The organism is Salisediminibacterium halotolerans (assembly GCF_003814815.1).
Taxonomy (GTDB): domain Bacteria; phylum Bacillota; class Bacilli; order Bacillales; family Salisediminibacteriaceae; genus Salisediminibacterium; species Salisediminibacterium halotolerans.
Genome location: NZ_RKQQ01000006.1, coordinates 39078 through 65782, shown reverse-complemented (window position 1 = coordinate 65782; position 26705 = coordinate 39078). Strand labels below are relative to the sequence as shown.

At 45.2% G+C, this 26705-nt stretch carries 25 protein-coding genes; 11 read left to right on the top strand and 14 right to left on the bottom strand.

Translation table 11 applies throughout. From position 1 onward, the window contains the following. Positions 1 to 18: 18 nt before the first annotated feature. The 6 genes from EDD67_RS11260 to EDD67_RS11235 all read right to left on the bottom strand — a co-directional run bounded on the left by EDD67_RS11260 (position 19) and on the right by EDD67_RS11235 (position 6920). Entirely contained in the window at positions 19 to 1134 is a 1116-nt protein-coding gene (locus EDD67_RS11260) for an MBL fold metallo-hydrolase (RefSeq protein ID WP_121440103.1), read from the bottom strand. Between the two features lie 195 nt (positions 1135 to 1329). After that, the gene (locus tag EDD67_RS11255) at positions 1330 to 3672 is read right to left on the bottom strand and encodes an ABC transporter permease (RefSeq protein WP_121440102.1); all 2343 of its coding nucleotides are present in this window, start codon (positions 3670 to 3672) and stop codon (positions 1330 to 1332) included. Between the two features lie 11 nt (positions 3673 to 3683). Next, the gene (locus tag EDD67_RS11250; protein ID WP_121440101.1) at positions 3684 to 4382 is read right to left on the bottom strand and encodes an ABC transporter ATP-binding protein; all 699 of its coding nucleotides are present in this window, start codon (positions 4380 to 4382) and stop codon (positions 3684 to 3686) included. A gap of 190 nt (positions 4383 to 4572) precedes the next feature. Next, positions 4573 to 4971 carry a hypothetical protein gene (locus tag EDD67_RS11245; protein WP_121440100.1) on the bottom strand — a complete coding sequence of 133 codons (399 nt, stop codon included), beginning with the start codon at positions 4969 to 4971 and terminating at the stop codon, positions 4573 to 4575. A 173-nt stretch (positions 4972 to 5144) separates the two neighbouring features. Beyond that, complete coding sequence (locus tag EDD67_RS11240) at positions 5145 to 5492, bottom strand: DoxX family protein (RefSeq protein ID WP_093072557.1); 348 nt, start codon at positions 5490 to 5492, stop codon at positions 5145 to 5147. A 114-nt stretch (positions 5493 to 5606) separates the two neighbouring features. Continuing rightward, positions 5607 to 6920 (bottom strand): globin-coupled sensor protein, encoded by a 1314-nt coding sequence (locus EDD67_RS11235; RefSeq protein WP_121440099.1) that lies wholly within the window; start codon positions 6918 to 6920, stop codon positions 5607 to 5609. A gap of 202 nt (positions 6921 to 7122) precedes the next feature. On the opposite strand from EDD67_RS11235, the gene EDD67_RS11230 reads away from it, so the two are divergent. The 3 genes from EDD67_RS11230 to EDD67_RS11220 are packed head-to-tail and all read left to right on the top strand — an operon-like array spanning position 7123 to position 9132. Next, the gene (locus tag EDD67_RS11230; RefSeq protein ID WP_121440098.1) at positions 7123 to 7500 is read left to right on the top strand and encodes a GntR family transcriptional regulator; all 378 of its coding nucleotides are present in this window, start codon (positions 7123 to 7125) and stop codon (positions 7498 to 7500) included. Continuing rightward, positions 7497 to 8384: an ATP-binding cassette domain-containing protein gene (locus tag EDD67_RS11225; RefSeq protein ID WP_307723709.1), complete on the top strand. Its 888-nt coding sequence runs from the start codon at positions 7497 to 7499 to the stop codon at positions 8382 to 8384. Before EDD67_RS11230 ends, EDD67_RS11225 begins: the two co-directional genes overlap by 4 nt. Further along, positions 8377 to 9132: a hypothetical protein gene (locus EDD67_RS11220; RefSeq protein ID WP_121440097.1), complete on the top strand. Its 756-nt coding sequence runs from the start codon at positions 8377 to 8379 to the stop codon at positions 9130 to 9132. The genes EDD67_RS11225 and EDD67_RS11220 overlap by 8 nt, the downstream gene beginning before the upstream one ends. A gap of 135 nt (positions 9133 to 9267) precedes the next feature. Here the strand turns inward: EDD67_RS11220 and EDD67_RS11215 are convergent, their stop codons facing one another. Beyond that, positions 9268 to 10155 carry a DNA-binding domain-containing protein gene (locus tag EDD67_RS11215; protein ID WP_121440096.1) on the bottom strand — a complete coding sequence of 296 codons (888 nt, stop codon included), beginning with the start codon at positions 10153 to 10155 and terminating at the stop codon, positions 9268 to 9270. Between the two features lie 14 nt (positions 10156 to 10169). Beyond that, a complete protein-coding gene (locus tag EDD67_RS11210) occupies positions 10170 to 11402 on the bottom strand; it encodes an ATP-binding protein (protein WP_158638223.1) in 1233 nt (410 codons plus the stop codon). Between the two features lie 221 nt (positions 11403 to 11623). Here EDD67_RS11210 and EDD67_RS11205 point away from each other — a divergent pair, with 221 nt between their 5' ends. From EDD67_RS11205 to EDD67_RS13985, 7 genes are all read left to right on the top strand, one after another. Continuing rightward, the gene (locus EDD67_RS11205) at positions 11624 to 12586 is read left to right on the top strand and encodes an asparaginase (RefSeq protein ID WP_121440094.1); all 963 of its coding nucleotides are present in this window, start codon (positions 11624 to 11626) and stop codon (positions 12584 to 12586) included. A 47-nt stretch (positions 12587 to 12633) separates the two neighbouring features. After that, on the top strand, positions 12634 to 13902 hold the full coding sequence (locus EDD67_RS11200; protein WP_121440093.1) for an SLC13 family permease: 1269 nt from the start codon (positions 12634 to 12636) through the stop codon (positions 13900 to 13902). A 97-nt stretch (positions 13903 to 13999) separates the two neighbouring features. Beyond that, on the top strand, positions 14000 to 15430 hold the full coding sequence (gene aspA, locus EDD67_RS11195; protein WP_121440092.1) for an aspartate ammonia-lyase: 1431 nt from the start codon (positions 14000 to 14002) through the stop codon (positions 15428 to 15430). A 5-nt stretch (positions 15431 to 15435) separates the two neighbouring features. Next, a complete protein-coding gene (locus EDD67_RS11190; protein WP_121440091.1) occupies positions 15436 to 16044 on the top strand; it encodes a succinate dehydrogenase/fumarate reductase transmembrane subunit in 609 nt (202 codons plus the stop codon). 25 nt (positions 16045 to 16069) lie between these two features. Beyond that, a complete protein-coding gene (gene sdhA / locus EDD67_RS11185; RefSeq protein WP_093072547.1) occupies positions 16070 to 17839 on the top strand; it encodes a succinate dehydrogenase flavoprotein subunit in 1770 nt (589 codons plus the stop codon). Beyond that, positions 17836 to 18585: a succinate dehydrogenase iron-sulfur subunit gene (gene sdhB / locus EDD67_RS11180; protein WP_121440090.1), complete on the top strand. Its 750-nt coding sequence runs from the start codon at positions 17836 to 17838 to the stop codon at positions 18583 to 18585. The genes sdhA and sdhB overlap by 4 nt, the downstream gene beginning before the upstream one ends. A 74-nt stretch (positions 18586 to 18659) precedes the next feature. Beyond that, complete coding sequence (locus EDD67_RS13985) at positions 18660 to 18824, top strand: hypothetical protein (RefSeq protein ID WP_154718762.1); 165 nt, start codon at positions 18660 to 18662, stop codon at positions 18822 to 18824. Between the two features lie 287 nt (positions 18825 to 19111). Here the strand turns inward: EDD67_RS13985 and EDD67_RS11175 are convergent, their stop codons facing one another. From EDD67_RS11175 to EDD67_RS11160, 4 genes are read right to left on the bottom strand one after another with little or no spacing between them, the layout of a single operon-like run. Continuing rightward, on the bottom strand, positions 19112 to 22207 hold the full coding sequence (locus EDD67_RS11175; RefSeq protein ID WP_121440089.1) for an AAA family ATPase: 3096 nt from the start codon (positions 22205 to 22207) through the stop codon (positions 19112 to 19114). Next, on the bottom strand, positions 22204 to 23361 hold the full coding sequence (locus EDD67_RS11170) for an exonuclease SbcCD subunit D (protein WP_121440088.1): 1158 nt from the start codon (positions 23359 to 23361) through the stop codon (positions 22204 to 22206). Before EDD67_RS11170 ends, EDD67_RS11175 begins: the two co-directional genes overlap by 4 nt. Before the next feature lie 53 nt (positions 23362 to 23414). Further along, the gene (locus tag EDD67_RS11165) at positions 23415 to 23783 is read right to left on the bottom strand and encodes an iron chaperone (RefSeq protein ID WP_121440087.1); all 369 of its coding nucleotides are present in this window, start codon (positions 23781 to 23783) and stop codon (positions 23415 to 23417) included. Positions 23784 to 23786: 3 nt separating this feature from the next. After that, complete coding sequence (locus EDD67_RS11160; RefSeq protein WP_121440086.1) at positions 23787 to 25004, bottom strand: serine hydrolase domain-containing protein; 1218 nt, start codon at positions 25002 to 25004, stop codon at positions 23787 to 23789. A 198-nt stretch (positions 25005 to 25202) separates the two neighbouring features. On the opposite strand from EDD67_RS11160, the gene EDD67_RS11155 reads away from it, so the two are divergent. Then, the gene (locus EDD67_RS11155) at positions 25203 to 25658 is read left to right on the top strand and encodes a nucleoside deaminase (protein ID WP_121440230.1); all 456 of its coding nucleotides are present in this window, start codon (positions 25203 to 25205) and stop codon (positions 25656 to 25658) included. 194 nt (positions 25659 to 25852) lie between these two features. Here the strand turns inward: EDD67_RS11155 and EDD67_RS11150 are convergent, their stop codons facing one another. Both EDD67_RS11150 and EDD67_RS11145 read right to left on the bottom strand, forming a co-directional pair. Next, positions 25853 to 26056 carry a hypothetical protein gene (locus EDD67_RS11150; protein ID WP_121440085.1) on the bottom strand — a complete coding sequence of 68 codons (204 nt, stop codon included), beginning with the start codon at positions 26054 to 26056 and terminating at the stop codon, positions 25853 to 25855. A 128-nt stretch (positions 26057 to 26184) separates the two neighbouring features. Next, positions 26185 to 26625: a small multi-drug export protein gene (locus EDD67_RS11145; protein WP_121440084.1), complete on the bottom strand. Its 441-nt coding sequence runs from the start codon at positions 26623 to 26625 to the stop codon at positions 26185 to 26187. Positions 26626 to 26705: the final 80 nt, after the last annotated feature.

Sequence of the window (26705 nt, the reverse complement as noted above, 5' to 3'; positions counted from 1 at the left end):
ACCTTCTTTGCTATTGAATCATCTCATTTGTTTTTTATTCTCACAGTTCCTCTTCTGCCACCATCTAAGCTGCTGCGAAACAGCGCCGTGGATCGGGACAGTACGGCCGATCTCCGGAGTTAAAAGCGTGACATTTTCTTGTTCCGCTGCGTGAAGCGCCCGCTCAATCGGCTCTTCCCAGCTATGAAAAGCAAGCGTGAACCCCGCCCAGTGAGCGAGCAGCAGTTTATTGCCGCAGACATCTTTATGAGCCTGCACGGCTTCTTCCGGTCTCATATGCACCGACTTCCAACGGTCATCGTACTGTCCGCCTTCCATCAGCGTCAGGTCAAACGGACCGTACTGTTTGCCTAGCGTTTGAAAATGTTCACCGTATCCGCCGTCACCGCTGGCGTAAACCTTCGCATTGTCAGAAGCGATCACCCAACCGCCCCAAAGCGTCTGATTGCGGTTTCTCACCCCGCGGCCGGAGAAGTGGCGCGAGGGCGTCAGTGTCAACGTGACATCTTGTTCGCTTGCGCTTTCATGCCAGTTTAATTCGCTGATTCGTTCAGCGTTTACACCCCAATATCTTAAATGGGCTCCGACACCGAGCGGCACAACAAAACGGCGGACTTTTTCTTTTAACCGCCTGATTGACCGATAATCCAGGTGATCATAATGATCGTGTGTCAAAAGAACGATGTCAATTTCCGGAAGCTCAGTGATTTTGCCGAGCAAACTGCCGGTATAACGTTTCCCCGCCAAAAACGGCATCGGGGCCGGAGCAGGACCGAACATCGGATCAAGCAGCATCTTCACGCCCGCGATGTTCAAGTAAAACGCGGAATGACCGAGCCAAGTGATGCTGTCCTCCTGTTCCCACTCGCTCGCAGCCACGGGAATGAGATGACTTGGACCGCGGTGTTCTTTCCTCTTTAAAGAATCCTTGATTAAAGACGAAGCATCGCAAGGGTTTAACTTCCGATGAAGGGGTGTATCATTGACAAATTGACCGTTTTGACGGTTCGGCAGCGAATCAAATCGCCGCTGTTCCATCTTCCCCGGAGATTTTCCGAAACCGGGATGAAGATTGACAACGGCAGCTGCTGCCGCAGCTGTTACGGCGGCGAATTGGATAAAAATTTTCAACATAGTCTCACCTTCTCGGGCTCCGGCATGCTTTGAATGACTGCCCGTTCGCCCATATCGTTAGTTAAATTATAAAACTTCATCGCATGAGAACCGTTCTTCTTCTGCCTGAACGAGATAAAATTCGCAAATCCGTCCAATGCAGAGATCTTTGCACCTAATACCTCTAAAGTGTAACATGACAGCGCCGCTCTGACATTATTCGTAATAGCGTTTCAGCACTTCTTGAAGCGGAATCCGCTGAATTTTCCGCCGGCTTATCTCGGTGCTGATAAAAAAGATTACAATCAAAATCATTAACGTGAAAATGAGCGAGACCGGTTCTAATTCTAGCGGCAATACGACACCGTAACCAGCCATAAATACGACGAGAAAATGCAGGGCAGCGAGGGCAATTGGGATGCTCAGCACATACGAGAGGAGCATATAGACAAAATAACTGTTTAATATCATGCCGTTCACTTCCCGGCGGCTGTAGCCAAGCACTTTTAAGAGCGAAATCGCATAGAAATTTTTCTCCACCGTAAACGAAGTTAAAATAAACATGATACTTGCGGCAATGATACTCGACCCGGCAATTAATATCGTTGTCATGACGTCTAAATATCCTTCGAGCGACTCGTTTTGATCGATCATTCCTTGCTTGCTGATCACCGTGGCAAAATCATCTTCCGGCGGAGCTGAGAGCGAATACACTCCGCTGTAAAGCTCGGTTGATTCGCCGTCAGATACGATAAGACTGAGTTCTTCCAGATCAAAATAGACTTTGTCAGTCAAATATTCTGCGGTAAAACCGCGGACTTCCGCCTCTGTTTTCTGCTGATTAACCTTGAGGACAACGGTATCACCGATCTCAATGTCAAATTTCATCCGCATCGTTTCGCTCATCACTGCTCCGTCATTTATTTCCCGGGTAATATTCTCATCCTTTTCGTTATACAGATGATGAAGGTCGTTGTCTGCTTCAATCCCTTGCAATATGACGGTTTCTTCTTCATATTGCGCGTAAGGATAAACAAGAAACGGCTCTGTTTCCGGCGGCAATTCGTCCAGTTCCAGCGGTTCCTCGGGGTACGCTTCGTACTCATAAGCCATTTTTTCTAAATACTCGGTTGTCATCCGTTCCATCATCCCGTTCATCATAAAAGCGAATAAAATTAAGATCGTCGCAAACATGATGCCGAGAAAAAAGATTACAAAGCTTCCTGTACTCCTTACCGCGTGCAAATATTTAAACTTCACCGCTCCTTTTGCGCGCGTTAAGCATTTGCTCACAACGCGCGTTAACGCGTTGACCGAATCCGTTTCCTTAGGATTTAACAAAGCTAACGGCCGTTCACCCAGGATACGGTAAATGATCCAGCCTGATACGAACGTAAATACTGCGAACGGGGCGAAAATCGCGAGCAAAAATACATCCAGTCGCTGGCCGATCGGCGTTTCCGGCAGCAGATAAAAATCCAAATACACATTTTTCATCGGCTCGGCTGCAGCGTATCCGGCCGCATAACCGAGCACCAACATCCCGAACGCAAGGGGCAATAAAGCGAGCAAGTACGGCAGTGCAACATTTACCCTTCTGTAACCGAGCGCTTTTAAAATTCCGATTTGTCCGCGCTCAGCCTGCAGAAGGTTTTGCATTAACATCGCGACGATGATCACTGCGATCAATGAAATAAACAAACTTAATCCGAGTCCCGCCGCCTTGCTTCCGGACAATTCATCATAAACGGCTCCGCTCCGCATATTCGATTTAGTATCGATCAGGTGGGTCACGAATGCTGTTCCCTCTTCTTCCGCAGTCAGCTCACCTTCCTCATCGGTCCAAGTGCCGGCTAATCTGAATGATTCATTTTCACTTAAATCCTCATACGCGTTATCGGTGAAAAGAAATAGCGTTTGCTTCCCGGCATCAAGCGCAAAACTCTCATCAAACATCGGCAGCGTATAATCAGGAAACAAGACAAAGCCTGAAATCGTATAGCGATCCCCGTGCAGAAAAACATCATCGTCGATTGCCAAACCGTTTTTCTCTGCGTAGATTTGTGTCAGAGCGACCTCATCATCTGCTGCTGGTTTTTGCCCGTCTTCTATGAATGAACGGTTGATCGACGCAGCGTCTTTCAGTGCCAGCGCTTCGTGTTCACCATTGGAAGCGTCAAAATAGAGCGTCTTCATTTCGCGCAGTTCAAGTTCAACACCGCTGTTTTCCTCTTTGAACGCCTCTTTGCGCTCATGAATGATCTCCATGAATAAATCCGGATCTTCCTTTTTAACGTCTTCGAGCGTTACTAAACCGACTCCCTCAAGGTCTTCGCCAGAAAACTCAAGCCATTCCCGCTCCGTCAGCCGGTTCATCATTTCAACCGCAAAATCTTCTTGATTGTGATCAGCTAAGTACGTCTCCGTCGGTTCTTCAATCCCGCTGATACCATAAAATAGGGCTGTGTAAATAAACGAACTTAGAAAAATAATCAGGCTGATCGCTGACAGCTGCATCCATTTTTTCGAAAGGGTTCGCCGCACATTTTTCAGAAGCATGCCGTTGCCTCCTAGCCCCAGCTGATATCCTGGGCATCTTTTTTCACATCCTGATAGATCAATTCGATGATTTCGCCAGAGTTCATTTTGATGACTTTATCCGCCATTTCTGCGATGCCGGCATTGTGTGTGATGACGACAATCGTTTTTTCATAAGCAGTATTTAGTTCCTGCAAAAGCTTGAGGACTTTTTTCGAATTGATTTCGTCAAGAGAGCCTGTCGGTTCATCACAAAAAATAATATCGGGATTTTTCGCCAGGCTCCTGGCGACAGAAACACGAAGCTGTTCGCCGCCTGACAGCTGATACGGATATTTATCCCGAGCTTTTGTCAAACCGACTTTTCCGAGCAAATCATCGATCGGAAACGGATTTTGGCCGATATCCGCGCCGATTTGGACATTCTCGTAGGCGGTTAAATTTTGCAGCAAATTGTATTGCTGAAAAATGAACCCTAAGTGATCGCGGCGAAACTTTGTCATCTCCCGTTCGGATAACGCAGTCAATTCTGTTTCAGCAAAGAAAATCGTTCCTTCTGTCACCGTATCCAACCCGCTGATCACATTTAACAGCGTGCTCTTGCCGCTCCCGCTCGGTCCAAGAATCACAATAAACTCCCCGTTTTCAATCATGACATTGATCTTTTTCAACGCGTGTGTTTCCACCTCGCCGCTTTGATACACTTTACTGACATCGGTCACCGTGATCATCGCGCTTCCTCCTTTTCTAATGATTGATTCTGCTACCTTTTATTATATACTGCCGACAGGAAAAAATGGGAAAATCAAACTAAAAAAACAGCCGCGAGGATTCGCAGCTGTCAGGGTTTAGAAAAACTATTATTTTGACGTAAGCCGCGCAGCGGCTCCCCTGTTTTACATAAAAATATACAAACGGTGTTCAATAGAAATAAAGCAAAATCAAAAACAACCCGAAAATAAACATGATCGTTGCAGAATAATACAACACTTTTTCTTTTTCACTTAAAGCAATATCAACATAATCGTATTCATTGTCTTCAACACGCGCTTCAAAGTAGGAACGGGCCCCTTCTGACACCTTCACATCAATCGTTAAATTCTCAAGCGTGCGGGCCGGATCGGAGTGATAAACACGAAAAAAACTGTCGTACAGTTTCGGTTTTTTGATGTAACGATGATCCGACGTCTCGATAATATCTTGCCGACCTTTTTTGAGCTCGTCGTCATCAACTTCAAACTCATTACTGATGTACACTGTAATATGTGTTATGTCCTCCGTAAAATTCGAGGCATCGATTTCTAATAAATGGTTTTGCACATCAGGTCCTCCTTATGTTCCCTCTCGCTGTCCGTATTTCTTCTGCGCTTCTTATATACTGCATCTTATCATAAATTGAATCAAAAGTCCGTGCAAGACAATTGCTGGAAACCATCATTGCATAACAAAACAGCAGCTCCGGTGCCGCTGCTGTCTATTTGTGATCGTTTCGTTTATCCCAGTATACCGCTGTGATAGGCAGCGACAAAAAGCGAGAGAATTAATAAAAAGAGAGACGGCATCTTTTTGATCCAAGGATTGTTGACTTTAAAGTGCGCCGCCTGGGCACACCCCATTAAAAACGCCATAAAAAGAGCAGGAATCACAACCGGAACAGGATACCAGATTGCAGTGACGAGCAGTGTTGACAGAGCAATTTTGATCGCGCCGACAGCATCGCGGGTCAAGTCCGATAAACCGTACTGCTTAAACTCTTTTACGATGTTATCAAATCGAAACACCCAGACGATCACGATCGAGACGGCAATAATAAGCTGAAAGAGGATCGATAAGAATTCCATATTCATTTCTCCTTTTGAGTAAAATGATGATGAATTACTATTTCCTTATCCCTTTTTCATCCTATTCGAAACCCCTTTTTAAAAATTTGGAAATTATTACGGTGAATGTGCTTTTTACTCGTCTGCAAACTTTTGTCCCGCATCAAGCAGCTGATTGGAGACGTTCGCTAAACTTGTCGTCGAATCAGCGAGCTCCTTGACCGAGTTGACGATTAAATCGACCTCATTTTTGTTTTGCTCGAACATGCTGCTGTAGTTTTCCATTTCTTCTTTAACACTGATGAAACTGGCTTTCGTATTGGCCATATTTTCATCTGAAGCTGCGGTCGCTTTGTTCATCATTTCCAGTGACGTGACGAGCTGATCGGTATTGGCGTTGCTTTCAGAAGCCAAAGAAATAATCGAAGCGGTAATGTTTTTCGAGTTTTCGGCGAGCTTGCGGACCTCATCAGCGACGACGGCAAATCCTTTCCCGGATTCTCCGGCCCTAGCGGCTTCAATCGAAGCATTTAAGGCTAATAAGTTCGTTTGCTCCGCAATATTTTCGATTTGCTTCGTCATATCGGAGATGCTTTTAGAAATCCGCTGCATTTCCTCGATTTTGCTTGCGCCGGTCGTCATTTCATCGCGCAGCACACTGAATGAATCGGTCATTTTTTCAATGTTTGCCTCGCTCGTTTCAGCCAGTTCCAGCACACTGTAGTTTCGGTTCATCGTCTCCATCGTATCGCTGCCGATTTTCTCCGCACGCTCTGCCGTCTCTTTCAGGGAAGCTTCATTTTCGTCAACCATCGCTGCCAGCTCTTGACTCAGTCCGCTCAGTTCTTGCTGCAAATATTTCTGTTCATCGTACAACGATGTTATCTCTTCCATCTTGCTCTCTAAATACGTTTCCACGACGAGCTGCGCATCGAAGTTCATCACATCGCTTACAGAAACAAGTATATCGGACAATTTCTCCGGGTCGTGAGCATACCATTCAACGATTTTCGGAATTAACAAACTGTTAAAAGCTTGGTATGTAGCCAAAAACCAGCCGACCGGCAATTCGACTCCTTTATGCGTTTTACCGATTCGTTTGCGGATCTCCACGTGCTTATCGTTAATCTCTCCTGCAAAAAGCGAAACGAGATACATCGTAAACACTTCTTTCAGTTTCACTCGTGTCGTATGCGTTTCGGCAATCTCTTTAATTGCCGGAACTTGATAGGCGTGATCGAGCACGGCATCTAAAAATTCATCTTTAATCTCGAGAATGTTCGGCTTCACATCTTGGAGAATGCTTAATTTCTCGCTTGTCACGTTCATATACCGGAGACGTTCGGTTAATTCACGCTCTGATAGGTGATAGCTGCTTCCGTTTGCATACGTCATCGTTGATTCAAATCGGGGTTGCGCCTTTTTTTGTGTAAAGGAAAATAAACTCATACTTTGGCCTCCTGCCGGTTAGGTTCAATCGCGAATCGATCGGTCATTGTTAGTTCTTTTTGCTCATTCCCTGCTTTCAATATATTAAACCTTTGTCGAGGTATTGTACAACGAAATGCTCATTTAAAAACCGTGGACAAACATTCGCTTGTGATATATACTTATATACAAAGGTATATAAGTATAGGAGGTGGACCGGGCAGTGAAACCTGCATTTGATGATCGCAGACCGATATTTTTGCAAATTAAGGAACAACTCGAAGATCAAATTGTCAATGGTCAGCTTCAAGAACACGAACAAATACCTTCGACTACAAAAATGGTTCAGTTTTATGAAGTCAATCACTTAACGATCGCCAAAGGGATGAATCAACTCGTTGATGAAGGGATTATCTATAAAAAACGGGGGGTCGGCATGTTTGTTAATGAAGGAGCGCGTGAGAAATTACGGCAGAAACGAAAGGAAGCGTTTGCCGATACGTATGTGCGTCCGATGCTGCAAGAAGCCAAAAAGATCGGATTGTCAGAGCAGGAGGTCAAACATATCATCAAAACGATCGAAGAAGGGGGCGAGACATGATGACAATGTCCGTCGAATTACAAAAGGTTTCTTATCAAATAAAACAAAAAGATATTCTTGCAGACATTTCGCTCGAGCTGAAGCCGGGCGTAACGTACGGCTTGCTCGGAAGAAATGGAGCAGGCAAAACGACACTGCTCTCGCTGATTGCTTCCTATATGAAACCAACTCAAGGTAAGGTCCGCATAGACGGCGAAGATCCGTTTGAAAATGAGCGGACTTTCCCGCACGTCTGCTTTATGTACGGCGGTGATTATGCTGAAGAAAGCGAACCGGTTTCCGTTTATTTTGACGCGGCAGCCAGGTATCGGCCAAATTTCGACCGGGAGTATGCCGAAGAACTCGCCAAACGATTCGAACTGCCTTTGGACGTGCCGATTAACCGTCTGTCCGGCGGGATGCAATCGGCGATGGAGGCGGTCATCGGCCTGGCCGCTCAGGCACCCGTCACACTGTTGGACGAAATTTATACCGGAATGGATGCGCCGAACCGCAAGAAGTTTTACGAAGCGGTGATTGAAGATCAAGCTGACAATCCGCGCATCATTGTTCTTTCAACGCACCTCGTTTCAGAAATGGACTATTTATTTGACCATGTCTTTGTCCTTCACAAAGGACAGATGCTTGCTGATGATCCGTCCGATACGTTCATCAGTAAAGGTGTAACGTTAACCGGAGATGCTGATACAGTCGATGCTTTTATTTCCGAGCGAGATGTGCTGCAGACCAAAACACTCGGCAACACGAAACAAGCTTTAGTCGCTGGTCCGCTCAAGGATGGCGACGAAGAGGCAGCTAAAAAATCCGGCCTAGAAATTGGAACAGTGACGATGCAAGACTTATTTATTCACTTAACATCGAAAGAAGGTGAAGATAATGCGTAAAAATGTCTCGCGGCGCCGATTACTGATCGAAGACGCCACGCGAATTCAACTGCGCTGGTCCTTTTGGTTTGTCTTAATCATTGTTCCGATCATAGCGTTGTTAACATCAGAAGTCTTATTTCCGGCAGATTTACCGGACGAGATGTCCTTTCGTTCATTCCTTGTCGAACCCGGGAAAGTTTACATGCTGATTATCGGCATCATTTTTCCGTTGGCGTATTTTCGCTTTTTCATTGCCCAAGGGGTGACGAGGCGGATCTTTTACCAAGCAAACTTGACGGCAGCTTTATTAGTCAGCGCCGGTTTAATAGTCACGCTGTTTATGCTTACTTGGCTGATCCAGTTCTTATTTGGCTGGACAGACGCGGAATTTACCGCCGGTGCCGCGCCATTTGCTGCGCTTCCCGATCTGATCCCGTTACAAATTGGCGCTGCCGTTGTGCTGTTTCTGCAATTTTATCTCATCGGCTGGCTGATTCAGACCAGCTTTATCCAAGGAGGCGGCTGGGGCGGCGCCGCGTCGATTGTCGCCAGTTTGCTTATCTTAAGTATATCAGACAGCCTCTGGCAAGAAGCAACGATCGAACCTGCTGTCATTCTCTTGCCGACGTTTGATATCACACTGTTTCCCGCATTGGAGTTTTCGCCTTCTGCGCTGACTGTGGTGATCCTTCAGCTGTTTCTGACGGGACTCATCGGTTTTGTCATCTGGCTTTTGCTCCGGCAGATCAAACTGAAAACCGATTAACGACCACGCCGAAAATTCAAGCCGGACGATCCAGATAAAAGAGACGAGCATAGGACTAAACGTTTTTTATAGAAAAAAAGCTTCCGATGATTAATTATGATCGTCGGAAGCTCATAGACGTTTTTCGATATCGATCTATTGTTGGCACTCGTCATGGAAAGCCATAATAAAGCGTTTAATGTTTAACCGAGGAGAATGTGTTTTTGCTTCGCGGTCCTCGTTGGCATCAAGTTCGCGGATTCTTTGTTGAACCCCGTCCATCTCAAAAAAACGCATCGCATAGTACTCAAATTTCGGATGCGTTATATCCATAGCACCTAAAGAAGAAATGTGGTTAAACGCTTGCAAAACCGCTCTTCGCACCCTCTGTTCCGTTGCTTTAATATTTTTTTGAGATATTTCATAATCATTAACTTGAAGGCTAACTTCCCAAAGGTCTTTCAAAGAGCAATAGGGAGACAATTGATCAGATTCAAAAGCTTGAAGAATGCCGAAGAGATCTTCTGCCCCTTTTTCATACCGGATCCCTAAATCTGATAATACACTCTCGGCCCGTTCAACAGCAGTTGTTACTTTAACTGATTCGCCGTTTGAACCATCTTTGCCCACTTCATCTGCTAATTGCAAGGAATGCTTAATTTGATCCATCGACCTTTCAAGCCTTAGATTTTTCGAGACTTTCTCCAGTACAGATAACACTTCTAAACGGTTTATCGGTTTTGTGATATAGGCTTCAACATTATTTTGATAAGCTTCTGCAATCATTTCTTTCATCTCTACTTGAGATATCATGACTATCTTTCCATTAAACCCTTGATTTATCCTTCTAACCGTATCAATTCCGTCTTCTTCAGGCATCAAAAGATCAATAATCACAATATCTGTATCTGTTTGCAGAAGGGTTTCAACAAAGACTTGACTTCCATCTGCCTCCTCCCCGACAACGCAGTCATTGTCACTTTCAATCAAGTTTTTCAGTATTCCCCTGACCGCCGAATCGTCATCAACAATGAAGTAATTCACAGAAAAACCTCCTTCTAATTAAGCTGAATATCTCTTGGAATTTCGACAGAAAAACAGGTGCGAATATTTGGTGTGGATTCTATAAGTGAAATTCCCCCGTTGAATTTCTCTAATGAATACTTGATATACGATAAACCAATCCCGTTGGAAGGAATGCCCTCATCATTAAATTTAGTCGTAAAACCGGCTGAAAAAATTAAGGACTTGTTATTGTCTTTAACACCTGGTCCATTGTCGGTAACTTTTATATTAATAAAATCTGTGTTTTCTGGATTGTCGATCTTAATGTTGATGTGACCTTCATGTTCGATTGCTTCTATCGAGTTGCTGATTAAGTTATTCAGGACAGATATTGTTAAAAATGAATGAATAACATCTTCTTTGTTATGAATCGACACAGAGATGACAATATTCTTTTCTAAATAAGCTGCATACGACTCGTTCGATTTAATTAATATCTCCAATAATTGACATACATTTAATTTTTCCGTCTTTTTTTGATCTTTAATAATTTGTGACAAGGCAGCGTGAGTTCTTTGATATTCTTTCTTTAAATCATGGACCTCCCCCGCCGCTTCAAGACTTTTTTTAGCTAACACCGGAGAGGCGTCCTGCTTTAATTCTTTAGACAAGTAGTACAAGTTCGAAGTGATTTTTTCTGATCTGGCCATTGAATATCTCAATTGTGCGCTTTCTGCGAATAAATCCGATATCAATAAAAACATGTGATCACTTTGTTTTTTTTGCTCTTCATATTTGGTTTGCTCTTTGTTGTAGAGTATCAGCATGAAAAAACCCATAACAAAAAAATTCCTCAATACGGCCAAGAGTATAACCGTTGTCATAAGGGAAAGCGAGGGGTCGGTTAGAGCCAATTCATTTCTTATCGCCAATTCTGCAAACGCTGATGCAGTATCCAGAATAATTGCATATACACCGATAAAACCGGGATTACTATAAAACCTTTGCAAATAAAACAGCCAAAATAATATGCCGTAGATCACAAAAAAAACCACAACAGGAGCATGGAGTAATAACGCTTCTGATAGTGGCACTTCCTCAATAACTGACAAAGTCGTCCGGAAGCCAAAAACAGACAGACCGACGATCAGTCCTGAGCGAACCGGAGAAAGAAAATGAAAATAGAGCAGAAATAATAAAAACACGGGCACACTTAATGTTATGAAAAACGATGTTTCCATCTCAATAAGATGAAATAAATCCGAAACAAGAATTAATCCAATCATAGCGATGTATACACAAACAACATTGAAGTTTTTCCTATTCAACATCATCACCACAATCTGACTAAAGATAATTACACTATTATTTTATCAGTGAAATACTGAGCAAGATTTCGTGATTATGTCGAAATAATGACAGTTAAAAACTTCTATGTCGAACTTTGTAGTTTATTGAAGGTCATCGCGTATATTCATGATGTCAGAAAAAAGAAAGGAGGAAGTTTATGAAAAAGATTGCTTTAATTACGACAGGCGGCACGATCGCAAGTAAAAAAAATGAGCAAGGAAGATTAGTCTCAGGCGCTTTAGATTCCGAAGATTATTGCGATCTAGACGAAATTTCAGCAGAAACCGAGGTCTCTATTTTTCCGCTAATAAATAAGCCGAGTATGCACGTGTCATTGAATGACTTAAATCAAATCGCCGAAAAAATTCAAATGTTATTTAATCAAGGTTTTGATGGAGCCGTGGTGACTCATGGAACAGATTCATTAGAGGAGTCAGCTTATTATTTAGACTTAACGGTTGACCATCAGAATCCTGTTATCGTTACGGGTTCCCAACGGTCTTCATCTGCTTCAGGGAGTGATACCGATACGAATTTGGTCCAATCAATAGCTGCGGCATCATCTGATAAACTAAAAGGTATTGGAACGATGGTTGTATTTAACGAACGAATTTTTTCCGCAAAATATGTCAAAAAAGAACACTCATATAATTTACAAGGATTCGAGTCTTTTGGTTATGGTCATTTAGGAACAATTGACGGCCAAAGAGTTATACTTTATCAAAAACCGGCAGAAAGACAAGTTTATCCTTCGGCAGATAGCCATATGCCTAAAGTAGAAATAATTAAATGCTATCTTGATGCTGACAGAACTCTCATCGACGCATGCATAGACAATCAAGCTGACGGTATAATACTAGAAGGGAACGGGAGAGGTCAAATAGCCCCCGCTCAAATGGAAGCTGTTTTAAGAGGGTTGAAGGAAGGTGTTACTTTCGTCCTCACAACGTCTAGTGAGCAAGGACGCGTCGACATCTCTTATGACTATTATGCCAGCGCGCATCATTTATTTGAGAACGGTGTTATCATGGGAAGTGATTTAAACTCAAAGAAAGCAAGGTTAAAATTGATCGCGTTGCTGCGTTCAGAAACAAGTGTTCAAGAAGGTTTTAGGGAATAATTTTTTATACTTTCATGTGAAATAATTCACTAAAGGAGATGTAGCTTATGATGCTGATAGCTCAGTTAATAATGTTAGCAACACTGATACTAATGATTACCGGAAAAACCCCCCTTTATATGACGGCGATCATCGGATCAACTTTGGCAGCCATTACAGCGGGTTTCCCATTGAGCGGCGAAGAAGACGTAACAGTATTAAATTTAGTAAATGAAAGTCTTCACCCTGTCATTGCCGATATGGCCGGTGTGCTCTTATTCATCGGTGTTATGGAGAAAACAGGGTTTCTCGATGCAATCATCAGAAAAATTATCTTGATAGGAAGCAAGATCGGCGGAGGTCCCGGCATTGCTAGTGCAGGGAGTACGGCTGCTGGTGTAATCGGCGGACTCACTGGTTTTACACAACCGGCAATTACAGCCGTCATCACCGGTCCAGCTGCTATCAAATTAGGTGTTAATCCAAATAAAGTGGCTGGTATCCAAGCCCATGCTGGACATTTAGGCAACTTTGGCGGTTTTACACACCCTACTTTGTTAGCAGTCATTGCCACTGCGGGGATTACTTTTGGCTGGATTAATTTGATTGGTGCTTTTGTGGCTATGTCGATTATCGGAATCAGCTATCTTCGACTTAAGCGCGATGAGAAAAGTAATGATATCAAACTGACAGACCAAGAAGTAAATGATATTTTGAATGATCTTCAAGACGCCGATAACGAACGAAGTTTCATTTTAGCCATTATCCCGTTCATTGTCTTAGTGGCAGGATTCTCAGTTGGCTATCCCGTATTCATTGTCGGTGTCGCTGCCTCGATTCTTGTTGCTATTTTTGCAAAAGTTTCTTTGAAAAAAGCTGAAGAAATGATGCTTGAGGGAGTAAAAAGGGTGGCCGTTCCATTGATCGCAACATTAGGATTTTTATTTATGTCCTCTGTCATTCAAAATATCGGCATTGTAGACATTATGGCAAGTTGGTTTGATCCGCTTCTCGCGTTTTCACCTGTATTAGTTATGCTCGCTGTATCAGCGTTGGCCGGATTGGTCACACAATCAAACGCTGCATCTGCTGCGATTGTTATTCCGTTTCTAACCATTGTTCTTGAATACGATGTTACACCGTTAGCCGCAGCCGCTGCTGGAGCCGGAGGTTGTGCGATTATGCAGTACTACTTGACCGGCGGTCCGGTAGCTGCCTTGGCAACAACCATTCCAGTCGTTCCGAATTCAGAACTTAAATTAGCGAATAAATTTCAACGGCCGTCGATTCTCGGCGGGCTCGCGGTACTCTTCTTTGTCGTCTTATTCATAAGCTGATTATAAGCCTAAAAAACGTTGACTGAGCACACATACGGCCAAAAGGTTCATTGTGTGCTCTTCAATATGAGAATATCCGGAACGGAGTGAATGACAGATGAATAACGAAAAAACGCATCGAGTGGAAGAAGATTTTCTCGGCACGATGAATATTAACAACGAAAACTATTACGGTATTCAAACGCTTAGAGCTGTGGAAAATTTCCCGATAACCGGTCAGCAGATTGATGAAGAACTTATTCGCGGTTTGGGCATGGTGAAATTTGCAGCTGCACGCGCGAATCATCGTACAGGGCAGCTCACATCGCATTTGGCCGATGCGATCGAACAAGCTTCCCGTGAAGTGATCGATCGGAAGTGGCATGACCAATTTATTGTAGACCCGATTCAAGGCGGAGCCGGGACGTCGATAAATATGAACGCTAATGAGGTCATTGCTAACCGTGCTTTAGAGCTTTTAGGAGAAGAAAAAGGCAACAACATGGTCCTGAGCGTCAATTCTCATGTCAATATGTCGCAATCGACAAACGATGCTTTTCCGACAGCGTTCAAGATCGCGCTCCTTAATCGGCTTAATCAATTGTTGGACGTTATGGAATCAATGCACCTTTCTTTACTTGAGAAAACGTATGAATTTGAAAACTGTTTAAAAATGGGCCGGACACATCTTCAAGATGCTGTTCCAATCCGCTTAGGTCAAGAATTCAGTTCGTACGCCGCCGTAATTAAGCGCGACATTAACAGAATCAAAACCGTTAAAGAAACGCTTTATGAGACGAATATGGGAGCTACTGCCGTGGGAACAGGATTGAATGCCGATCCGGATTACATTACATATGTAATTGAAGAACTCGCTTTGATCAGCGGATATCCCATGACCACTTCACCGAATCTTGTGGATGGAACACAAAACACTGACGTTTACGTTACCGTTTCTGGTGCATTGAAAACCTGCATGTCCAGTTTGTCAAAAATTTCAAATGATTTACGGTTAATGGCATCAGGACCGCGCACAGGGTTAAATGAAATCCTGTTACCGCCGCGCCAGCCCGGTTCGTCCATTATGCCCGGAAAAGTAAATCCGGTTATGGCCGAAGCAGTAAACCAAGTTGCATTCAAAGTTATTGGTAACGATGTAACAGTGACGCTTGCGTCTGAAGCCGGTCAATTCGAATTAAATGTTATGGAACCAGTTCTAGTCTCAAGCTTACTCGATTCAATCAAGATGATGACAAACGTTATCGATGTTTTTAATAATTATTGCATTCAAGATATAAAAGCAAACACGGATCGAATGGAACAATACGTGAATCAAAGTGTCGGGATCATTACAGCAATTAATCCGCATATCGGTTATGAACCAGCGTCATCGATAGCAAAAGAAGCTATTTCATCAGGCAGACCTGTTCGTGAGATTTGTATAGAACGCGGTGTTCTGTCTGAGGAGGAGCTAGATCTGATTCTTGATCCTTACAAGATGACAACACCGGGAATATCCGAAAGATCCATTGAACAAATAAAGGGGTGACACTCGTGAACAACGACCGTACATTTTTTTGGAGGAAGCTTCATTCAATATCAGGACTGATACCGATAGGTGTCTTTTTGTTCGTCCATTTTGGAATTAACTATACAGCTTTTTACGGTGAAGAAGCCTTTAACAATGCAGCTGCATTTATGGGGAATTTACCCTTTCGCTACGCAATGGAATTGTTCATCATCTTCATTCCGCTGCTTTTTCACGGTATATACGGCATTGTTATCGCTCGAGATGCCAAGAATAACTTAACAACCTATCGCTATGAAAAGAATTTATATTTTTATTTTCAACGCCTATCAGGGATCGTCGTCTTTTTGTTCTTGATTTGGCATGTAGGGACCACGAGAGTTCCGGCGGCCTTTGGGGCTGAAGTGAACTTCGACATGGTCGCAAACCTTGTTGAAAATCCTCTATACCTTATTTTTTACATCGTCGGAATACTGATGACAACTTTTCATTTCAGCAACGGATTTAGAACAATGCTAATAACTTGGGGCATTACCGCTAATCAAAAAAGTCAGCAATTCGGTAAAATGCTTGGAATACTATTATTTTTGGTACTTTCAGGTATCGGATTGACTGCCATTTTTGCATTTGTGTGACGCTTAACTCAGGAGGAAGATATCGATGAAAAGACAAAAGATTGCTGTAGTCGGCGGTGGGCTTGCCGGTCTTATGGCAACACAAAAAATTGTTGAGATGGGTATGGACGTTGACCTTATCTCCATTGTAAAAGTGAAACGCTCGCACTCCGTTTGTGCTCAAGGAGGGATCAATGGCGCTTGCAATACGAAAGGTGAAGACGATTCTCCTTGGGAACACTTTGATGACACGCTTTACGGCGGTGATTTTCTGGCTAACCAAAAGCAAGTTTGGGGCATGTGTGAAAAAGCACCTGAAATTCTCCATCTGTTCGACCGAATGGGAGTCATGTTTAACCGCACACCGGAAGGACATCTTGATTTCCGCCGCTTTGGCGGAACTAAACATCGTCGGACAGCATTCGCAGGTGCAACAACCGGACAGCAGTTACTATATGCACTGGATGAACAAGTGAGAAAGTTCGAAGCTGAAGGGCGTGTACGAAAATTTGAGGGATGGGATTTCGTCTCAGCAATAATCGATGACGAGGGAATATGCCGCGGCATCACCGCTCAAGAGATGATCTCGATGAAGATTCATTCCTTTAAAGCAGATGCTGTCATCATGGCCAGCGGAGGCCCCGGAATGATTTTCGGCAGGTCGACGAATTCGTTAATAAATACCGGTGCGGCAGCAGGGAAACTATATCAACAAGGGGCTATTTACGCGAACGGGGAATTTATTCAAATCCATCCAACAGCAATCCCCGGCGATGATAAACTGAGACTGATGAGTGAATCGGCTCGCGGTGAAGGGGCTCGGGTCTGGACTTACAAAGACGGGAAGCCTTGGTACTTTCTCGAAGAAAAGTATCCATCCTACGGCAACCTTGTCCCGAGGGATATTGCCACACGCGAAATTTTCGATGTGTGTGTGAATCAAAAGCTTGGTATAGACGGTGAAAATAAAGTGTTTCTCGATGTATCACATATTGACTCGGAAAAGTTAAATGTCCGCCTCGGGGGGATTTTGGAGATTTATGAAAAGTTTATGGGAGATGATCCGCGTAAACTTCCTATGAAGATCTTCCCTGGCGTGCACTATTCCATGGGCGGTTTGTGGGTTGATGACCGTCAACAGACTAATATTCCAGGGCTATTCGCTGCAGGTGAATGTGATTATTCTCAGCACGGCGCAAACCGTCTCGGCGCTAATTCTCTCTTGTCAGCTGTTTACGGCGGAATGGTTGCAGGCCCGAAAGCTGTCGAGTATGTGCAAAATAATCTTAAGTCAACAGATAGTATCGATGAACGTGTCTTTTCCTCACAATTAGCAGCTGATGAAGCGGAATTGACATCTATTCTCTCAATGAATAAAGGTGAAAATGTTTACAATCTTCATCAGGAAATGGGAGAACTTATGACAGAAAATGTAACGGTTGTCCGTGAAAATAAACATTTAGCCGAAACTGATAAAAAACTGACGGAATTGATGGAGCGTTATAAAAACTTAAATGTTCAAGATACTGTAAAGTATCATAATCATGCTGTTTCATTTATTCGAGGGTTAAGCGGGATGATGGATCTTGCCAAAGTCATTACGCAAGGAGCAGAGCGCAGAAATGAAAGCCGCGGTGCTCACTACAAACCTGATTACCCGGAACGTAACGACGAGGAATGGTTAAAAACGACAATGGCCTCTTATAATACCAAAACCCGCGAGCCTGATTTCAGCTATGCCGATGTTGACACCTCTTTGATTAAGCCGCGTAAACGGGATTACACCCAAAGTAAAAAGGCAGGTGTTAAATCATGAGCGAAAAAACTGTCCACATGAAAATAACTCGTCAGGATGGACCGTTCTCGGATCCTTATGTAGAAGAATTCCGTGTCCCTTGGCGGCCGAGTATGAACATTATTTCCGCGTTAATGGAAATCAGACGTAACCCGATAAACATAAACGGTGAAGAAACATCGCCTGTTCAGTGGGAGTCCATTTGCCTTGAAGAAGTTTGCGGTGCATGTTCGATGCTGATCAACGGTAAGCCACGTCAAGCATGCTCGACACTGATTGATTCTTTAGCGCAGCCTATCACAGTTGAACCATTAACCTCTTTCCCCTGTGAAAGAGATCTGATAGTTAATCGGGAAAGAATGTTTGATGCACTGAAAAAAGTCAAAGGTTGGATCGAAATTGACGGAACTCAAGACATGGGCCCTGGCCCGAAAATAGCGGAAAACGAACGGCAAAAGGCTTATGAATTGAGCAAATGCATGACTTGCGGCCTTTGCTTCGAAGCGTGCCCAAATATCAATCAACGATCATCATTTGTCGGTCCCGCTCCATTGGCACAAGTACGATTATTCAATACTCATCCAACCGGACAGATGCAAGCTGAAGAACGACTCGAGCAGATTATGGGCGAAGGAGGATTAACCTCTTGCGGAAATGCAGCAAACTGCGTTGAAGTTTGTCCAAAAGAAATTCCTTTAACCCAATCAATAGCTTTATTAAACAAGGAAACAACGATTTATTCATTTAAACGCTTTTTTCACAAATAAACTGCTGATTGAGCGATCAGCTTAAACTAAAAGCCGTATCTAAAAAAGATACGGCTTAGAGTGTAGACAAAGTCATGACATCGATCGATGTCATATTAAAAGGAACGGATGACGACGCATCGTCCGGCTTCTTTCCGCGGGCGAGCGCCGAGCCGCTTCGGGCTTATGCCCTGCAGGGTCTCGCCTGTCTCGCTATCCCGCAGGAGAAAGCCGGGATGCTGGGTCATCCTCTTTTTTGAAGCGAGTGTATTCATAAAAAAAAGCCACGCATCCACTCCTCCGACGCCTCCGGGAAAGCAAGCGACGAAGATCCGGATTCGGCGGTATCAGGCCGCCGAATACTAGCTGAGTCCTTGCCCGGGGCAAGCGGAGGTTAGTGGCTGCGTGGCTTACGTCAAAATAATAATTTGTCTACAATCTGAGCCGTATCTAAAAAAGATGCGGCTTTTTTCAAATAATTAAATTTCCGGTATGTCTGGCATTCAACCTGAAACCTGTTCGTTTTTTTGCAAGTATACCGCTCTATTTACTGCACGACAAACCGCGTGCGGCTGAAGCCTTCCGGCGTTTTGTTTACTTCCAAAATCGCCGGAAAGACATTTTTCATTTCCTGCACGTGCGAGATCACACCGATCGTCCGGCCGGAGCGCTGCAGATCGATCAACGTATCGATGACTTTTTGCAGCGATTCATCATCTAACGAGCCGAAACCTTCATCAATAAACATCGTATCGATCGTCACCCCGCCTTGATGACTCTGAATCACATCGGACATCCCGAGCGCCAAGCTGAGGGATGCGTTGAATTTTTCTCCACCTGACAGGGTTTTGACATCGCGGTTTTGCCCGGTATAGGCGTCGTACACATCGAGGCTCAGCCCGCTTTGTTTGCCGCGGCTTTCCTGACGGGCGCTGCGGACGAGATGAAACTGGCCGTTGGAAATCCGCTGCAGACGTTCATTCGCGGCAACGATAATATGTTCGAGAAATTCGATTTGCACGTAGCGTTCAAACGATATTTTGCTGCTGTTTTGTCCGCGGACCATATCGTGCAGATCCGCAATTGTTTGAACATTCGTCTCCTTTGTTTTCAACTCCGCTATCGTCTCTTTGATCGCCGCCGCGGCTTCAGTGATCTGCTTGAGATAGTTTTCCGCTTGCGTTTGCCGTTGATAAGCTTGATCGCGTTTCTGTTGAAGCGTTGCTAACTCGTTTGTCAGCGCGTCAAGATCGGCGCGCGTATGATGAGCGAGCGTATTGTTCAAAGCGATAATCTGCTTTTGTAAACTGTCGACTGTCGACGAATAATCCTCGATCTCCCGTTTCAGCTCCGTGCGCATCTCTTCCGGCATGACGGCTGCGCGATACGATTCTTCCGAGTTAAATCCGGCCTCTTTTAACACCGCTGCAAACCGCTCCTCCGTTTCTTTTCGGTTCGACCGGCTTTCTTTTACTTGTTGTTGCGCCGCTTGCTCTTCAGCTTGCACACTCGCTTCGTATTGTTTCGCATTCGTTAATTCCGTTTGCGCTTCTTCCCAAGCTTTCTCGAGCTGTTTCTTTTTCGCCCGCCGCTCTTCAACAGCCGGTTGCAGCTCCGCCAACGTCCGGAGCTGTTCAGGAACGCGGCTGATTTTTTCGTCATACGTTGACTGAGCCGAAGCATAAGTCAGCTCATGCTGCTGCAGTTCGTTCGCCAGTTTCTCAAGTTCTGCCGTCCAATTGGTCAGTTCTTGCTCCTTCGTATCTTTGTCTTTGCGTTTTTTCTTAACCTCCTCAACGGATTGATCCAACCCTTTAACCTCAGATTCCAAGGCCTTCGCTTCCTCGACATAGCGATTAAATATCGTCTGCGCCTCCGCGTACGAGGAGAAATCAAACGACGTCAGCTGCTCGGCCAGCGCCTTGACTTCACGCTGTTTTGCCTTCATATCCGCCTCCGCCTGGAGATAACGCTGCTGGACACGCTCGAACTTCTCACGCGCCTGCTCGAATTCCTCCTGCGTCGGCACCTCCCCTTCATGAAGAGCCTTCGCCGGATGTTCTCGGCTGCCGCACACCGGACACGCCTCGCCGTCCTCTAAGCGGCGCGCAAGCACTGTCGCCTGCCCTTTCACCCAAGACCGCTCCAGCATCTGAAACTGCTGCTTTTCCTTTTCAAACGCCGCCTTATCTTCCTGCAGCTGTCTTTGTAATTCTTCTTCTTTTTGACCATGATTGATATAGTCGCGAAAAATCTTGCCGGTCTCTTTCATCTCGTTTAACCGTTCGCGTTTTTCAGGCAAAACCTCGACGGCTTGTTCCAACTGTTGAATCGCTTCGCGCAGCCCGGCAATTTCCTGTTTGACGCTTTCGATCTGCTGTTGCAGTTTTTCCCGCTTTTGTTTCATCTCAGCAATATCTTTTTTCATATTGGCCAATGACTGCTGTTCTTTCTCAGCTTCTTGCACGATCGGTACAAGTTCTTCGTAGCGGGACAGCTCCTGCGCGGTTTGCTCACGTTCCGTTTGTTTCGCTTGTTCTGCCCGGTACGTTTGATCGGCGGCTTCGCGGCGACGCGCCGCCTCTTGCACCTTTCGTGCTGCGTCGTTTTGCTGCTGTTCTTTCAATTGTTCATCAGCCCGGGCTTTTTGGCGATAATCTTCATACACAGCAATTCCGGCCGCGTTTTCCGCCTCGGCAAGTTCCGTTTTCTTCTTTGTCATCACGTCTTTTTTCTTTTCCAGTTCGGCCAGTTCCGCTTCTTTTTCCGCCAGCTGCTCAAACTGCTGATTGATTTGCTTGGCTTCATGGTATTCGCCAAGTTTTTTCTCGTAATCGTTCTTCGCTTGTTCCGCTTTTGTTTTGCTGTCCTTGAGTTCGTGCTGATAATACGTTTCTTCTTCTGCCAATGCGGCGAGAACTTGATCGGCGAGCCAGTGTTCCTGCTCGAATACGTTCGCAAGCTGCGAATCGTCCCGGGCGGGAACCGCTTCGCGCACGTGACTGATCTGCTGGTCGAGCTGATTTTTCACGACTTCATGATCTTTCTCTGCTTGCTGGCGTTTTGTCTTCAGGCGCTCAGCAAACCATTGATAAGGCTCGGTTTTGAATATCTTTCGCAAGATCGATTCTTTGTTGTCTGTTTCAGAGGTGAGCAGTTTGCGGAATTCGCCTTGCGGGAGCATCACGATCTGCTTGAACTGATCTTCTGTCAGCCCGACGAGATCCTTAACTTTTTGGTTGATTTCGCTGACCATTTGCCGGTCGACGCACGGGATTTCTTTATCGTCTTTTTGCTCAAAAAACTCGTATTTTTCCCCGGTCGCGCTTTTATTGCCCGTTTTCACGTGCGGCATTTGCCGAAGAATCCGGTAGCGGCGGTTTTGCAGTTCAAAGATAAATTCGACTGATGTATGGACGTCATCAGCAGCGAAATGACTCCGCATCATCCGCGGTTCGCCGCGGTCCTCGCCGCTCGCTGTGCCGTAAAGGGCAAAACAAATCCCGTCAAACAGCGTCGTCTTGCCCGCCCCGGTTTTGCCGGAGACGACAAATAATTTATGTTCATTCAAGTCCGAAAATTGAATGACTTCTTGATCTTTGTACGGACCGAACGCCGTCATCGTCAGTTGGATCGGTTTCATTCGCCTCGCTCCTCTGCCGTAAAATCTTCAAGCACCTCTTTGAACATCGCTTCCGCTTCGCCGGTTAATTCCGATCCTTTCACTTCTTTGTAAAACGCTTTAAACAGCGAAAAGTGATCCATCTTGTGCCGCTCTGTCGCAGCTTTCGGGCTCATCTGCGCCGAGCCGGCAAACGAGACATCCCGCTGGACATGCATTGCATTCGGAAAAACAGCGCGGATTTTTTCCATCGGCGAAAGCACCGGGGTCTCATCTTCTAAAAAGACAAACACGTAGTCATCGCTTTTCGGCTCAGCAAGCAGGTCGTCGATTTTGCCGCGGATCACCCGCATGTCGCGTTTCGGTGTTAACAGTTTCTTCTCGACTTTAACGTCACCTTTTTGATCGAGTTCAACGGTATAATAGCCTTTGTTATGGTTTTCTTCTGAAGAGGAATATTTAAGCGGCGAGCCGGCATAGCGGATCGTTTGATTTTTCACGTAATGCGCCTGATGCAAATGCCCTAATGCCGTGTAATGGAATGGATGGAAATGCTCGGCCGATACATGATCGGCGCCGCCGATCGACAGCGGCCGCTCCGAATCGCTTGTGTTCTCTTCCGCTTCGCCGTGCGGCGTGACAAATAAATGGCCGACAAAGACATGGCGCGCGCCAGGATCCATATTTGCTTTAATCCGCTCTGTCAGCTTTCGGATTGCATCATCATGCGTCCGGATATCGTCATCATCTAAGAGCACACGCACTTGGCTCGGATCGGCGTACGGAATTGCATGAAAATGAACCTCGCCGTGTTCGTCTTCAAGTTTCACCGGTTCGAGCTCTGCTGTCAGTTCTCCCGTCACGTGATAACCGTTTGCCTGCATAATCCCGCTGGCAAAGTGAAGCCGGCTCGGGCTGTCATGGTTTCCGGCAATCGCAACTACCGGCGTATGTAAATCGAGAACCAGGCGTTCGAGCACCCGGTCTAAAAGCGTCACCGCTTCGGTCGGCGGCACGGCCCGGTCGTAAAGGTCACCGGCGATCACGACCGCATCCGGTTTTTCCGTTTCCACCGCAGCGATCAGCTCTTCCAAGATATAGGCTTGGTCTTCGGTCATATGAACTCCCTGGACGAGCTTGCCTAGGTGCCAATCTGCCGTATGCAGTATTTTCATCTTATCCCACTCCTTCAGACTTTAGCGACCTTCCGTTTTTACATACGGCTGATTTACTGCCAAAAGGTCGTCTGCCCTTGTTTTTTCTCAATCGCCTCATCAACAATCTTTTTCAGCAGATCGTAATCTACGTCTTCACCACAGCGGATTCGAAACATACGCTCGGTTTGGCTGTAGCCGGCTTGTTCGATCGCCTCCTCAAACTGAGCGATCACATCTTTTTCCAGCGCGATACTGATGTGGCCTTTCGCGGTTGAAATACCGATAATAAACGAACCGCTGTCAGTGAACATCGGCGTGTTCCATTTCATCTGCGCGTCGAGCTGCGGATACTCGGCTTTTAGCCATTGCAAAATATCCGCGACTTTTTCCCGGTGATGTTCGTTATCAATATGCTGTAAATACTCGTAAAATTCGATCATGCTTCATTCTCCTTTTTTGACATCTTTAATTCCGTATTCTAAAGCCTCAATACAGTGATACATTGCCTCGCGAACGTTTTTCTCGCGCGGATCGTTCACCCCGTAATAGCCCATTTTTCTCGTTAAATACGCATAGCCAACCTCTCTTACCGGATCGGCAAACGCAAAGGAACCGGTCACGCCGAGAAAACCCGCGGCGGTCGGCTCGGGAGAATAACTGAACGTCGGATCGGGTTTCATAAAACCGAGACCGTAACGCGTATCAATATTCATCACCTGATCCAAATAGCCAAAGACCGGACGTTCCGGATAACTGAATATCGCACGTACCGTTTCTTCCGTCAAATTCAGCATTTCCCCGCCGCAGGCAAGATCGCTGTAGAGACAGGCTAACGACCTCGCCGTGCCGATCCCGTTTCCGGAGGGATGTTCGGCCCGCCACGTGACTGGGTCGTTCGGATCGAAGTCTTTTACAACCGTTATCGACTTGACAAAAAGCGATGTCGGGTTAAGAGCAACTTTGCGGATTCCTTCGGGCATCTTCTGGATGTTTAGCAGCCCGCGTACCGAATCCAAAAGCTTGATTTCGCTAATCTCATCCGCGGAGATGGTTTCCGGCAGCCCGATGTGGAAATCAAGCGCTAGCGGCTCAGCAATTTCTTCACGGAAATATTGCCCTAACCTGCGTCCCTTCGGATCAGTCCGCCGGACAAGTTCAGACATAAACAGCCCGATCGTCGACGCGTGATAGCCTTGATATCTGCCCGGCTTCCACAGCGGTTTTGCCCGCTCCAGTTCTTTGGCGACTGTTTCGGGATGATACAGATCTTCAACGGACAACTTGTCCTCAAGCAAGACGAGCCCGGCTTGATGGGTGATCAATTCGCGAACGGTGATCGTTTCTTTACCATTTTGCGAAAATGCCGGCCAATACGAAGCCACCTTTTCAGCTAAATCGATTCGCCCTTCGGAATAAAGTTTCAACAGCGCAATCGCGGCAGCGCCTTTCGTCGCTGAAAATGCCGGCACCTTCGTGTTCTCAAGCCACGGCTCGTGATCTTTTCGGTACCCGCCCCAGAGATCGACAACTTTTTCACCGCGATAGTAAATTGTACACGCTGCGCCAAGCTCCGCTCTCTCTGTGAAGTTGCGGGCAAACTCTGCTTCGACCTCGGCAAACCCGTCGGCTGTTGCGCCTTTCACTATGTATGGCTCTGCCATTGCGCGCCTCCTTTGTTGTCTTTCGCCAAGTTAACTCTCGTTCCATTATACTACATTTGAAACATGTACCAAGAGGACGGATACTCTTTTGTATTATTTCTCTGATACGTGTTTAAGCGTTTAAAACATCTAAAAAGCGGAGAAAGAGTGGATAAAGGCAAAAGCTTGAAACGATTGATAAATGAGAGGGCTGATTCGATGGCAAACGAGCATGAGGTTTTCATGAAAAGAGCGATTGATCTTGCAATAGAAGCGCGGCGGGAAGGGAACAGTCCGTTCGGTTCGGTGTTAGTAAAAAACGGCGAAATTGTTGCAGAGGGGAAAAATGAAATCCATACACGCTGCGACCCGACACATCATGCGGAAATTGGCTTGATCCGCGATTACTGTTCGGCACATCACGTCTCCGATTTAAGCAGCTATACCTTGTACACGAGCTGCGAACCTTGTGTAATGTGCGCCGGGGCGATGGTTTGGGCTCGGCTCGGGACAATGGTTTACAGCATTTCAAATCAGCAGCTGAGCGAGATCGAAGGGGGCAAAATCATGATCCCTAGCGCTGATGTATTCGAAAAAAGCCATTGGCAGCCGGAAGTGACGGCAAAGATCTTAAACGTAGACGGTTTGCGTGTATTTGAGGGCTTTTCCAAGTAAACATGTAAACGATCAGCTCAAGCAGTGCTGTATTTTTTATTCTGTTCAAGGAGAGTGGTCTTGTGCAAGGTATTGAATGGGGATTTGCGATGTTGCTCGTGATCGCAATAGTCAGCGGGTTCGTCAGGCTGCTGCGGATCATTGTCCGTTAAGATTTTTCCGTCAAGCGTCTGAAACAAACTAGATAATAAACGTTATTCAGCGTTTTCTTTATTATAAAAATAGTATGTAATTATTAACTTCGTAACATAGTATGCTCCCGCTATGACACCTGTTGCAAAAGCTAAAAAACTGAAGGTATACATCCAAGCTCCAACTGAAGTTTCTAAAACATCATGAAAAATAAAAGTTAACGTGCCATAAACGATCGCTAAAATTAAAATATGTATTTTTTTCATCTTCATCTCCTAATAAATGCTGTGGTAAGTGCGTAATACCTCTGAATTCTCTCTTTAATTTAGAGCGCCTATTTAACTTACAATGCGTCACCGATTTTTTAAACAAAAGAAAGTTTACGATAACAGCCTTAAGATAAAAAAAAGGCATCGATCCCCAGCTGCGTAAGAATTCCAATCAGCACCCCATAAACAGCGATACTTATTGCTGAAGATAAATAAAGTTTATCTCTTCGCATGCCAATAATTCTTCCTGCAGCTGCAACAGCCCATGAACCGAATATCGGCGTTCCAACAAGTACCATTATAAATCCACCTTTGCGTAATTTTTTACTGGTCGTGGAGTACTCCAATTTGGTAAAGTATGTTTGGATTTTGTTGAATTTCGTGAGCCATTTATAAAAGTAAACAATAAATGGAATGACAATAAAATTTCCTAACCAAGACCAAAACACGGCAGAAACGATATCCAATCCCAACCCCATAGCAGTCGGGATTGCCAGATAGATCTCAAACAAAGGAAAAAAGCCCATAAACCAAGCAATAGCTGCTAACCAAATATAATCAAACATCATGTAATCCCCTTCACTATACGCTAGACTTACTATCAAGACTCTGCAAAACATGATAATAAATTGCCTGGTTGTCTTCT